General features: G+C 35.4%; 10 protein-coding genes. 6 read left to right on the top strand and 4 right to left on the bottom strand.

Features of this window, described 5'->3' with window-relative positions:
• Nucleotides 1-42: 42 nt before the first annotated feature.
• A complete protein-coding gene (locus tag J7R05_RS03210; protein WP_208541163.1) occupies nucleotides 43-1,398 on the top strand; it encodes an L-cystine transporter in 1,356 nt (451 codons plus the stop codon).
• Between the two features lie 31 nt (nucleotides 1,399-1,429).
• Here J7R05_RS03210 and J7R05_RS03205 read toward each other — a convergent pair whose 3' ends face one another.
• Nucleotides 1,430-2,308, bottom strand: coding sequence for a methyltransferase domain-containing protein (locus J7R05_RS03205; RefSeq protein ID WP_208541213.1), 879 nt, complete (start codon nucleotides 2,306-2,308; stop codon nucleotides 1,430-1,432).
• Nucleotides 2,309-2,543: 235 nt separating this feature from the next.
• On the opposite strand from J7R05_RS03205, the gene J7R05_RS03200 reads away from it, so the two are divergent.
• Both J7R05_RS03200 and grxC read left to right on the top strand, forming a co-directional pair.
• Entirely contained in the window at nucleotides 2,544-3,290 is a 747-nt protein-coding gene (locus J7R05_RS03200; RefSeq protein ID WP_208541162.1) for a ComF family protein, read from the top strand.
• Between the two features lie 46 nt (nucleotides 3,291-3,336).
• Nucleotides 3,337-3,591: a glutaredoxin 3 gene (gene grxC, locus J7R05_RS03195; RefSeq protein WP_010703447.1), complete on the top strand. Its 255-nt coding sequence runs from the start codon at nucleotides 3,337-3,339 to the stop codon at nucleotides 3,589-3,591.
• A 21-nt stretch (nucleotides 3,592-3,612) separates the two neighbouring features.
• On the opposite strand, the gene ubiG is transcribed toward grxC, so the two are convergent.
• Entirely contained in the window at nucleotides 3,613-4,359 is a 747-nt protein-coding gene (gene ubiG / locus J7R05_RS03190) for a bifunctional 2-polyprenyl-6-hydroxyphenol methylase/3-demethylubiquinol 3-O-methyltransferase UbiG (protein WP_208541161.1), read from the bottom strand.
• Nucleotides 4,360-4,546: 187 nt separating this feature from the next.
• Between ubiG and J7R05_RS03185 the strand changes: the two genes are divergently transcribed.
• Nucleotides 4,547-5,800, top strand: coding sequence for an aspartate kinase (locus J7R05_RS03185; protein WP_208541160.1), 1,254 nt, complete (start codon nucleotides 4,547-4,549; stop codon nucleotides 5,798-5,800).
• 397 nt (nucleotides 5,801-6,197) lie between these two features.
• On the opposite strand, the gene nhaA is transcribed toward J7R05_RS03185, so the two are convergent.
• A complete protein-coding gene (nhaA, locus tag J7R05_RS03180; protein ID WP_208541159.1) occupies nucleotides 6,198-7,553 on the bottom strand; it encodes a Na+/H+ antiporter NhaA in 1,356 nt (451 codons plus the stop codon).
• Between the two features lie 126 nt (nucleotides 7,554-7,679).
• Entirely contained in the window at nucleotides 7,680-9,371 is a 1,692-nt protein-coding gene (locus tag J7R05_RS03175) for a hypothetical protein (protein ID WP_208541158.1), read from the bottom strand.
• 357 nt (nucleotides 9,372-9,728) lie between these two features.
• Between J7R05_RS03175 and J7R05_RS03170 the strand changes: the two genes are divergently transcribed.
• Nucleotides 9,729-11,501, top strand: a complete 1,773-nt coding sequence (locus tag J7R05_RS03170) for an SLC13 family permease (protein ID WP_208541157.1) — start codon at nucleotides 9,729-9,731, stop codon at nucleotides 11,499-11,501.
• A gap of 877 nt (nucleotides 11,502-12,378) precedes the next feature.
• Nucleotides 12,379-13,050: a DUF2659 family protein gene (locus J7R05_RS03165; RefSeq protein ID WP_208541156.1), complete on the top strand. Its 672-nt coding sequence runs from the start codon at nucleotides 12,379-12,381 to the stop codon at nucleotides 13,048-13,050.
• Nucleotides 13,051-13,054 lie beyond the last annotated feature (4 nt).

Here is a 13,054-nt window from a genome sequence, read left to right as displayed (position 1 = left end):
TTATTTTTTAATGTAAAGCACAAAAAATAGTAGGCATAAGCAATGACATTTAATTTTTTTATTAATTTATTTCTATTTATTATTTTTTTATTATTGCTTTCTCAAAGTAAAAAAATCAAATGGGGTTTTGCGTTACGTGTTATGTTGGGTCTTATTGTTGGCCTGATTTTTGGAAGTGCTTTGCAGTTTATTTATGGGGAAGGCGAGTCAACACTATTAAAATCTGTTGAATGGTTTAACATTATTGGAGATGGTTATCTATTATTGTTGCAAATGATTGTTATGCCATTAGTGTTTATCTCTATCGTTTCAGCGGTAGCACATTTGCATTCTTCTTATGCTGTTAGCAGAATTAGTGTAGTAACAATTTCAATATTACTTTTTACAACATGTATTTCAGCATTGGTTGGTATTTTAGTAGTTAACTTTTTTGGGTTAACAGCGAATGGTTTAGTGCATGGGGGGGAGGATATATCTGCTGTTCTTGGCGGGAATACTTTTCAAGTTGGAGAAATAAATATACCAAAATTAATTTTATCATTTATTCCCCAAAATCCATTTGCTGACTTAATGGGATCTGAACGTACATCGATTATTAGGGTTGTTATTTTTTCAGCGTTTTTAGGATCTGCTGTTCTTCTTTTAAAGAAAGATGATCCAGATAAAGGGGAAAAAGCTCTTTCGTTTATTCAAGTTATACAGTCTTGGGTTATGTGGTTAGTACGTATTGTAATTGCGTTAACACCTTATGGTATTTTTGCTCTTATGACTAAGGTTGGTGCAACCTCAAATGTTGCTGATATTTTTAAATTACTAGTTTTTATTATTGCTTCTTATGTTGGTATTATTCTTATGTTTGGAATTCATGGTGTGTTGCTTGGTGTATCAGGCATTAACCCATTTCGTTTTTTCAAAAAAGTTGTACCTGTTTTGACATTTGCTTTTAGTAGCCGTTCAAGTACTGCTACTATTCCTCTAAATATTGAAGCGCAAACCCAGTGGATTGGTGTACCACAATCAATTGCAAGTTTTGCAGCTTCTTTTGGTGCAACGATTGGCCAAAATGGTTGTGCAGGTCTTTATCCAGCTATGCTTGCAACCATGATAGCACCATCTGTTGGTATTAATCCTTTCGACCCTATCTGGATTACTACTCTTGTTGGGGTAGTAACTTTGAGTTCTATTGGAGTTGCTGGTATTGGTGGTGGTGCTGTTTTTGCTGCATTAATTGTTTTACCAATTATGGGGCTCCCTATTGCTTTGGTAGCCGTACTTATTTCTGTTGAACCTTTAATTGATATGGGGCGTACAGCTCTTAACGTTAATGGTTCAATGTTGGCTGGAGCTATGACAAGTCAAATATTACGCACAACGGATAAGAGCATTTTTGAAAAATGATTTTTCTATAAAATTTGCGGTTTTTTCATTGTTATTTTGATTGTTTTTCTAAAACATCAACAAGGGATATTTGCGCTGAACCAGGACGTAAGGGTTTTTGTTGATTTTGATCAGGTGCCCAGCCGGATAACCATATGAAAGAAAAATGCGCGCGAATGCGACCATCTGGATCACTAAATTGTTGTGCGTAGATTTCAGCAGCGCGAAGAAAAAAGCGCTTAGATATAGGGCGTTGTGAGCGGTTAATTAACGCATTTTGCATCCCCATGGCTTTAAGGTCATGCATGAGATCAAACATTGTATTGTAACGTATTGTGATATTTTCGACATCCACTACGGGCATAGCAAAACCAACACGTTGTAAAATAGCTCCTACATCACGAATATCGGCAAAAGGATAAATTCTTGGGCTAACTCCTCCATAAATTTCGAGTTCAGCTTGAAGCAAACTTTCTCGCAATTCTCTTAATGTTCCAGCTCCAGTCATAACTGCAAGAAATAGGCCATCTGGTTTAAGAATGTCCTTTATTTGTTTTAAAACACCAGGGGTATCATTGGTTAATTGTAGTGAGAGAAGCGAAACAATAAGATCACAATAGTGTGGTGGAAAATCAAGAAATTCTCTGTCACGTAAATGAAATTTTTGATCATGACTTTGGTAAAGAATGTCAGTTTCAACACGTTCTATAGAGCTAATTTTGCCAGATTTTTTTAAAGTTTGTACAGCAAGGCCCGTATGGCTATGTAAATCTAGAGCTAGTGTGAATTGACGCTCAACAGTTTTTAGACGTTTGTAAAGATCCTCAGCAACATAGGATAATAAAAAATCATATCCCTCTTTTGCTTTTTTAAAAGCGCGTTTGCGAAATTGTTCAATGCGGATATGGTCAAAAATAAGAGGATGAGGCATATCGCTTACCATTTCCTGTTTTGGGGATATAGTTTTAAATAAGTTTATTATGATGCAATGCTATATCAAGCTTATGATGAAAAAGGAACGATGAAATAGCTTGATAAAACTGAGTATTTTTGAAAAAATCAAATTTTATAGGTTTTGAAACGTAAAAAAAATGTCTTATGCTACAAAGCTATGAAAGAATAAACTGATGAAGTGATACTTTTGAGATTTTTAAAAATAGGGGGATATGTTGGGTAAATTCATTGAGTCCTTAATAAAAATTTTATATCTACCGACTTGCCCTGGATGTAAGAAAATTGTTTCTGCTTATAGTACGGTTTGTTCTGATTGTTGGAAAGATTTTCAATTTATTACGAAACCTTATTGTCCTGTTATGGGGATTCCTTTTGCTTACGATATGGGAGAAGGTTTTCTTAGTGGTGAAGCAATTCAAGCTTCTCCTCCTTTTTCACGTGTTCGTTCAGTGGTTGTTCATAAGGGGTTAGCGCGACTTTTGACAATCCAATTGAAATATAGTGATCGTCTAGAATTAGCACGTTTTATGTCTAATTGGATGGTACTTGCAGGGCGTGAACTTCTTGATGATTGCGATGTTATTATACCTGTTCCATTGCATTTTCGTCGTTTTTTTTGGCGACGTTATAATCAATCTGCTGAACTTGCCCGTTATATTGCAGCAGCACGGAAAAAACCTTTTAAACCTAGCTGGCTTGTTCGTTCTCGGCATACTCGTCCACAGGTTGGTTTATCTGCTAAGGAAAGAAAACTTAATGTGCAAAGCACTTTTAAGGTACCTCATAAAATTAAAAAGCATTTAAAAGGGCGTTCTATTTTGCTGATTGATGATGTTTTGACAACAGGTATGACAATTACTGCAGCAGCTGCAACATTAAAACATGCAGGTGCACAACAAGTTGATGTACTGACATTTTCGCGCGTATTGAAAGATGTTCCTGTTTTATCTCACTCTTGAGAAGTGATTAAAGATTGATTATATCAAAAAACATTGGAGAAATATTATGAAAGAAATAACACTTTATACACGTCCCGGTTGTCCCTATTGTACAAAAGCGCGTGCTTTATTTGATAAAAAGGGCGTCAAATATACAGATATTGATGCATCAACTTCCCTTCGCCAACAAATGGTACAACGAGCGAATGGGCGTAATACATTTCCTCAGATTTTTATAGGTGATTATCATGTTGGAGGTTGTGATGATCTTTATGCTTTAGATGCTGAAGGTAAACTCGACTGTTTACTCAAAAGTGCCTAATAGTTATCTGTTATGGTTGGCTTATTCAAACCGTTTTGCAAGAAGCATGTAGTTAACGTCCATATCTTTTGAGCGATTCCAGCTATCATTTAATGGATTATAAGTAATGCCAATCTCATCAATAACGGATAGAGTATTTTGAGATAATAGCTTTTTTAGCTCTTGAGGTTTTAGAAATTTTTTATAGTCATGAGTTCCTTTTGGGAGCCAACGTAGAATATATTCAGCACCGACAATTGCTAGCCCCCAAGCTTTCCATGTACGGTTAAGTGTTGCAACAAACATAAGTCCTTGTGGTTTGAGCATTTTGGCAGTGGCCGACATGAAGAGATTAACATCGGCAACATGTTCAACAATCTCCATGTTGAGAATTACATCAAATTGTTCTTCTTCATCTGCAAGTGTTTCTGCAGTGGTGGCGCGATAATCAATTGAAAGACCGCTTTGGATTGCATGGGTTTTTGCTACCTCGATATTGGTTTGCGAAGCATCGGCTCCTATAATAGTGGCTCCAAGGCGGGCCATTGGTTCACATAATAAGCCGCCCCCACAACCAATATCAAGAATCCTCAAACCTTCAAAAGGCGTAAGGGACATAGGGTCACGATCAAATTCTAAACAGATTTTTTCTTTAATATAAGAAATGCGTGTTGGATTGAATTGATGGAGGGGGCGAAATTTGCCTTGGGGATTCCACCATTCAGAAGCAATTTGTGAAAAATGATCAATTTCACTCTGATCAATCGTAGTGTGAGCTTTATTTATCATATCACTCTCCTTTTATTTTTATATTATCAAGTCAGGTAGATTTTTCTAAAGTCAAGAGTAAATTAACATAATCACGCTGGGCTTGCGAAAATTATAGATATTGGTTATGTCGAAAAGAAATTTGATACGGCGACAGGACCTTATTCTAACTGTCTCATTTGAAATAAGAAATATAAGAGTATTATAAATGGCACGTATTGTCATGAAATTTGGTGGCACATCTGTAGCAAACATTGAATGTATTCATAATGTTGCTCGACATGTCAAAAGAGAAGTAGATGCGGGTAATGAGATTGCAGTAGTGGTATCTGCAATGGCCGGTAAAACAAATGAGCTCGTTCAGTGGACGCGTGAAGCTTCACCAATGCATGATGCTCGTGAATATGATGTAATCGTTTCTTCTGGGGAACAAGTAACAGCAGGTTTGTTGGCTATTACACTCCAAGCAATGGGAGTGAATGCTCGCTCATGGCTTGGGTGGCAAATCCCTATTTATACTGATAATGCACATAGCGGTGCACGGATTGTAGATATTGATGGATCTTTTTTAATACAGCGTTTTCAAGAGGGGCAGGTAGCAGTTATTGCTGGTTTTCAAGGATTAGCTCCAAATAATAGAATTTCTACCTTGGGACGAGGTGGGTCAGATACAAGTGCTGTTGCAGTGGCGGCGGTTTTGCAGGCTGATCGTTGTGATATTTATACAGATGTAGATGGTGTTTATACAACTGACCCGCGAGTTGAACCTAAGGCACGTCGTTTACCGAAAGTGGCTTTTGAAGAAATGCTTGAAATGGCTTCTCTTGGGGCAAAAGTTTTGCAAGTTAGGTCTGTTGAATTAGCTATGGTCCATAAAGTTCGTACTTTTGTACGCTCAAGTTTTGAAGATCCCGATGCTGTGGACATGTGCAGTTCAGTTAATCCCCCTGGAACACTTATTTGCGATGAGGATGAGATTGTGGAACAACAAAATGTTACTGGTATTGCTTTTGCTAAAGATGAAGCACAAATTTCACTACGCAGACTGGCAGATCGTCCGGGTATTTCTGCAGCAATTTTTGGCCCTTTGGCTGAAGAGCGTATCAATGTTGATATGATTGTGCAGAATATTTCTGAAGACGGTTCAAAGACTGATATGACTTTTACTGTACCATCAGCTGATGTAGATAAGGCTGTTGCACTTCTTGAAAAAAATCGTGCAGAGATTGGGTTTGATGTTATTCAGTCTGAGAGTGATCTTGCAAAAGTTTCTGTTATTGGTGTTGGTATGCGCAGTCATGCAGGGGTTGCAGCTACAGCATTTAAGGCTTTGGCTGAAAAAGGCATTAATATTCAAGCAATTACCACTTCAGAGATTAAGATTTCTGTTTTAATTGATAGTGCTTATACTGAACTTGCAGTAAGAACTTTGCATGCTGTTTATGGTCTTGAGATAGGATAAGTATTTTTAATTTTAAATATTTTCCAATTAATTAGGCATATTTAGATTTTATATGTACAAGTAGCTAAGAGCCTTACTAAGATTGCTTCTTATCTTTTTCAGCTATTATGGGCATAAAATTTTTCTTTATTTTGTTCTAAAAATATAAAAGAGTCTATTATTGAGGTGTTTATTATTAGAGTGTTATGTGGTTTGTTTATGCTTAATCAAGTTACATTGGTATGAATGCAAATTATACGCGCTTTTAAAAGATTCTTGTAGGTATAAATTGCACTTTTTGTTGCCTATGATGAATGACTGAAATCAAAAAAAATAATCATGTGCAGTCATTCATTGAATGTAATTAAAGCCTTAAATGTTTTCAAAGTTTTAGCTTAAAGTAAGCTCTATGGCTTGGTTAATTGCAATTTGTGACACGCTTTTTATTATTTTTGATATAAAAGAGGCCATATCCAAGGCCAATAAGGGCAGAAAGGCCAGAACCACAAAGTACACCAATTTTTGCAGAATCAAGTTGAACAACATCTTTAAAAGCAAGCATTGAAACAAAGATTGACATTGTAAAACCAATACCTGCTAAAAATCCAATTAATAATATACCCGCCCATGCTACATTAGGAGGAAGGCGGCATAGACCTGATTTTACTGCTAAATAGCTAGCTGCAATAATACCAAGCGGTTTACCAATACATAGTCCCATGATAATGCCGAGAACAATCAAAAATGATTTGTCAGAAGAGAGGTCAAAGTTTGCAAAGTTAACGCCAGCATTTGCAAAAGCAAAAATTGGCATAACGCCGTACGCTACCCATGGATGTAATGCTTTTTGAACCCGTGTTACAGGTGCGATTATATCGCGTTGTCCTCTACGCACTTTTTTTAATGTGGTTGAGATATGATGAAGATCTGTATTTTTTTCTTGAAGTGTTTCAACTGCGTTGCTTAGCATTGTAAGCGGAGCTACAAGATTACGGGTAGGTAAGACTGGGGTCATCATGCCTAAAATTACGCCGGCAAGTGATGGATGAGCGCCTGTTATCATTAACCCCCACCAAATGATTGCACCAGGCAAAATATAAAGCCACGCTGATGCAAACCCAATCCATTGAAAAAATAAGACTAAAACAATACCTGCTGCTGCGATAGCTAAACCATTGGGATCTAAATTAGTTGAGTAGAAAAAAGCAATAATAAGAACAGCGATAATATCATCAATAATTGCTAATGATAAAAGAATGATATGAAGATTAGAAGGAATTGCTTTCCCAAGAAGTGCGAGAATACCTAATGCAAAAGCAATATCAGTAGCTGTCGGCACAGCCCAACCATAAGTATCCCCCCCATTTAAGTTAATGCTCAGATAAATAATTGCAGGAAGACAAACTCCACCTATTGCCGCTACAATTGGTAAAATTGCTTGTTTAAAATTAGCAAGAGCACCTTCGTGAATTTCACGCCGAATTTCCATTCCCGCTACGAGGAAAAACACAGTCATAAGAGCATCATTAATCCAAAAATGTAGATCCCATGATAAGTTAAAATAGCCAAAATTAAAGCCAAGAGGTGTATGCCAAAATGCTTCATAGGAAGAAGAATATTTAGAATTAGCAAGTATGAGCGCAATTGCAGCTGCTAATAAAAGAACAATACCACTTACAGCTTCAATATGGAGAAAACGTTCAATTGCGGAAAGTGCCCGATTTGCGACAAGAGAAGCTCGATTTGGTAAGCGATTTGAGGATAAATCAGGCATAAAAAACTCCAAATATCAATTTATTCATATATGCTTTGTTTATAAGGTATTCTGTGTATCGCTTATAGTATTTATATGAAGAAAAAAGGGGATGGTAATTCTCCAATTTTAAAACCAATTATGTTTTTAATGAGATGCTTCATTTTTAACAGTGAGACTCATTTTATTAAGAACAGCTGATAGATTATTTTGTAAAGCAGCTTCAAGATCAGATGTTGTAAGCCCTTTATTATCTTTTGCTGCTATTTTTATTTTTAATGTTTGTGGATTTCTAGCAAAATTGCCGAGGGCTTTCGAAATATTTTCAGCTTCATCATGATTTTTTAATAATATTTTGGGGCTTTGGGTCACGATTAAATAAAAATTATCATAAAGTTCTTGTTTGAGATCATGTTCATTATCGTTAAGACTTTGTGCAAGATAAGAAAAGATTTTATCAATAAGACCAGCGTCTGTATAACATATGTCAATTTCAGAGATGCCAAGATTTTGAGAAGCAGCAATGATTGCGTCTTTTTGACCAGAGAAGAATGTTTTATCAACATCAGTAACTGTAGCTGAAATTTTTCCAGAGCCAATGTTTTGGACGTTAAAAGACATTGCATTAAGCGAAAGGATACGCTTTTTTTCATTGTAAGAGATATCAAGCTTTCCGGAAATATCAAGGTGCTCAAAGCCCGTATTTTTAAGAAAATCTAAGTTTTTTCTCTCCATTTTTTTAGGTAAGATTGAAAGGCCATTAAGAGAGAGTAAAAGATTTTCTGGTATGGCTTGTTGCCATTGGTCTGATTTTAATTGGAATGATTCAAGGTTTGTTTTTATCTGTGGTGTATCAATAATTACTTTATCAATTTTAGCATCAACTGAGGTAATAGCTGAAAGGCCATTTACGAGAATAGCATTTTGTGCTGTTTGATTGTTTGCTTTTTTTGCGCTGAGGTAATCTTGAATAAGTTTTTTAAAAGGTTGATCGAGAGGCTGTATTTTCAAGCCAGATGTTTTAAATTTTCCAAAAAAGAAAGAAGTGTTTTTTTCTTTTCCTTCAAAAACATCAACTGCTACATTACCCAATGTAATAGGACCAATAACAGTTTTGCCTTGATTCTTGACATTGTCTTTATCAGAAATGATAGAATAAGCATAACCCACATCAATATTATGGGCTTTTATTGGGTTACTTTTAACGGTTAGATATATCTTTTTAGTACTATCTGCAGCTGTCTTTGCAAAACTTATATTAGTCGTTATATCTTTGATACCAACGGAATGAATACGACCGTTTTGAAGATTAGAAAGCTGAAAATTCTTGATATTAATTCTTTCAGTTGGCTTATTCTCATCCTCTATGAAAAGTAATATATCTGGTGCATTAATTGATGAAATATCAATACGCATAAACGATTGCAAAAAGGAAGACGTGATCGTAGCATCTTTGTTTTTCAAGGATACATTATTAATAGAGATTTTAGGAACTTGTAGACGAACATTCTTATATGTTAAGTCAATATCATAAAGTGTGAAAGCACCAGGAATGAATGCAATGGGGGGACGTCCTGAAATAGAACCAATTTTAAGTGATGTATCAGCTGGGGTTGGTAGAGTGACGTTAGTCAAATTTATTTTACCTAGAATACTGACTTCGGATGTTTCTGCGTTGATAGAACGGCGGGCTATTTCTTTTTTTACAAAGCTATCAAGATGGGGTTTTGCCATATAAAAACCACCAATAACTACTATTGTTAAAATAGCAACAAATCCAATAATATACGTCAACCAATATTTTAGGTTATTGCGATACCAACTATTAAAATTGATCATTATTTTTTCTTTCAGTTTTGTCACTATATGCTGAGAGTATAAATAAATTTCTTTAAACAACGATAAAAGCTCAGGTATGATGTATATCAACTAAATATCTGTCTATTTCCTTTGATGTAAGATCATCATAATTTTTTTTTCAACAAGCTTTTATCAACTGTCACCAGTTTTTTTCAATATTTTACATGAAACTATAATCATGAATAAGGAACTGTGCACTAATTATGACCTTATTTATCATGTTTAATCATTTTTAAGGAGGAGTAATGTGTCGTTTTTTATGTCACTGACTAAAGGAACGATTAAAGGGAATATATGATGTTGGTGATTATAAGCTGACAGGGAGTCGTTAGTGTTATGACAGAAGATCAAATAATGGCTTTTTCTATTATTGGTCTCATGATGGCTGTTTTTATGTGGGGTCGGTTTCGTTATGATATCGTTGCTGTTTGTACATTATTAATTGCTTGCACTCTCGGTCTTGTTAATCCGAAGGAAGCATTTAGTGGTTTTAGTAATGATATTGTTATTATCGTAGGTAGTGCGTTTATCATCAGCACAGTTATGTCACGCTCTGGCATTGTGGAATATATTATTCAACGAATGTGGCCTGATGTAAAGTCAGTAAAACTTCAATTAGCTTTTTTAGTTATTTCTGTGGTTCTTTTATCAATGTTTGTTAAAAACATTGGTGCTTTAGCCATTATGCTTCCGATTGCTTTCCAATTTGCTCGCCGTTCTCATGTTTCACCATCTGTGTTTTTGATGCCAATGGCATTTGGTTCTTTATTAGGTGGTCTCATGACACAGATAGGCACTTCTCCCAACATTGTTGTTTCAGCTATGCGAGAACGTTTAGAAGGAATCCCTTTCACTATGTTTGATTTTATACCGGTTGGTGCAACAATTGCTGCTGTTGGAGTTTTCTATTTAATATTTTTTTCTTGGCGTTTACCTATCCGTGCGCATTCAAGCACATCATTTGATGATGCTGTTGATATTTGTAATTATGTTTCAGAAGTGCGTATTCCCGTTAATTCTCCCATTGTAGGAAAAACTATTATTGATCTCATTAAACCATCAGGCGGTGAAGTTATGGTTATTCAGATCATTAGAAATGAAGTATCCATTTCACCATTACCAGATTTTGTTTTTGCCAAAGATGATACTGTTCTGCTGGAAGGCTCACATACAGGGCTAGACACTGTGATTAATTCAGCTCGCTTAGAATTTGCTACTGGTCGTACTCTTTCTGTAGGTGATAAAGGTAGCCAGCTTGATATTGTTGAGGCTGTTATTACAGATAATTCTCCTCTTATTGGTATCAGTGCTAAAAGACTTTCGTTGTTTGATCACTATGATGTAAATTTACTTGCTTTAAGTCGTCAATGTGAAAGGATACGTGGTAGGCTTGGTGATGTTGTTTTCCGTCTCGGGGATGTCATTGTTTTGCAGGGACAGGATATGGTTATTCCGAGCTTGTTAAGAGAATTGAAATGTCTTCCTTTAGCAAAACGCAATATCATGTTCGGTAATTTACGACATGGCCTTATGTCTTTAGCTATTTTGTTTGTAGCAATTATTACGACGGCTTTTCAAATTGTTCCGGTTGCATTTTCTTTTTTTTCTGCAGCTATTGCGATGGTCGTTTTTCGGATTCTTCCAATGCGGGATTTGTACCATGCTTTAGATGGACAAATATTGGTGTTATTAGCAACTCTTATTCCAGTAAGTGAAATATTGGAAAAAACAGGATGCACGGATTTGATTGGTGGTTGGCTTAGCCAAATGGCTGTATTTTTACCACCATCTGGTGCATTAGCACTTATCTTGATTACAGCAATGCTGATAACACCATTTTTAAACAATGCAGCAACAGTGATGGTTATCGCACCAATTGCATCAAGTTTTGCTCATTCTCTTCATTATAAACCTGAGGCTTTTTTAATGGCTGTTGCGATAGGCGCTGGGTGTGATTTTCTTACACCTATTGGGCATCAATGTACTATGTTAGTAATGGGGCCTGGTGGTTATCGTTTTAGTGATTATGCACGTTTTGGTGCTCCGTTGGCAGTGTTGATAGCAATCGTTGCGGTTCCGATGTTAATGTGGGTTTGGCCATTACAATAAACAGTAGGAAAACCTTTGAATAGATTTTTTTACTGAGATGAAGATTAAGTGGAAAAGCTATGTTTTACGCAAAGATTTTAAGATGGAGGGCCTTATTATGATAAGGCGCAAGCGTTTCCTTAGTATTGTAGCAATGTTTGTCTATTTTTCTCCAGATATTCTCAGTTATGAAAAGCTGGGCAATATATAAATTGATAAGGATTTTAATGAACGTTTTAATTGTAATATTGGCAGAGATGAGGATGATGTTTGTTGGTTGAAAATTTAATGATTGGCATCACTCTATAGGGTTATTTTTCTGATTTTGAAGCCATTCTAATTGATATTTGATGTATGAAACTATTTTCATGAGTTAATTTTTAATAATAGTTTTCTAATAGAAGCTATGGAAAGATACCATACAATAGTTGTTATTTTAAGGTTTTAGAAGTTGTAATGTGCACATAGAATGTTAATACAGCTAAACAATGCTACCCGAAATGGCATATAATCTATGCGTGTTAGATATTAAGGTGATTATATTCGGTTGTTATTAGTATGTTTGCAATTATCTAGTAGGTGATATAAAGCAGTATGGGCTAAATATTTCGCTTTTGTTTTAAATTAGCAATATGGCGTTAATGTATAACAAGAGTTGAAGTGATTGAAAGTAACTTTACGCATTTCAATAGGAGTGAGATGCGTAAAAATTCATGTCAATCAAAAGATAATCGCGAGAGATTTTAATTCGGTACAGTTATAAAAACAGTTGATAAGGGTATATGTTAATTTTAAATCAATCAACTGACAAAATAAAGATTATTGGTGGATAGGGCTCTATCTTTGTTTATTTATACGTAATAGTGTAAGAATTAAGATTCTTTCCAGGGTAGGGTGTATGTCATACGATAGTTTTATTCATGAAGTTAATGAAGAGCTCCGTCAGGAAAAAGTTCGTGCTTTTTGGGGGAGTTATAGTTTCTTGATTATTGTTTCAGCTATTATTTTTGTACTAGCGATAGCTGTTTATCAAATTTATCATTATGGGCAAATGAATAAAGCCAGCAAGATTGGTGATATATTTATAACAAGTCTTAATTTGGCGGACTCACTTCAATTTGATGAAGCGATGAATCAATTAGAGAGTGTCAAAACATCTAATTTTGGAGGGTATCCTTTTCTTGCTCGTTTACGTGAAGCTTCTTTGCTGATGCAGCAAGGCAATACTGTTAAGTCAGTAGAGGTTTTTGATGCGGTTGCGGCTGATAAGAATGCACCGCAGATATTACAGAGAGTTGCAAAAATTCGAGCGGCTTATATTTTAGTTGATATAGGCACATTTGATGATGTTAAAAAACGTGTCAACGATATGGCAAATGATATCGACCCTATGCGCATGTCTGCAAGAGAAGTTTTAGGTTTAGCTGCTTATAAAGCTAACAAGATAGATGATGCGATTTATTATTTTCAAAAAATTTCTGAAGAAAATATTTTAGGACTAAAAATAATTGATCGAGCAAAAATTATGCTTGAGCTTATTCAGTCTGAAAGAAAGGTGAATAAGGGGTAAATTA

Origin of the sequence: Bartonella capreoli, from assembly GCF_902813205.1 — a bacterium.
GTDB lineage: Bacteria > Pseudomonadota > Alphaproteobacteria > Rhizobiales > Rhizobiaceae > Bartonella > Bartonella schoenbuchensis.
The sequence above is the reverse complement of the archived record's forward strand: the minus strand, read 5'-3'. Positions and strand labels throughout refer to the sequence as shown.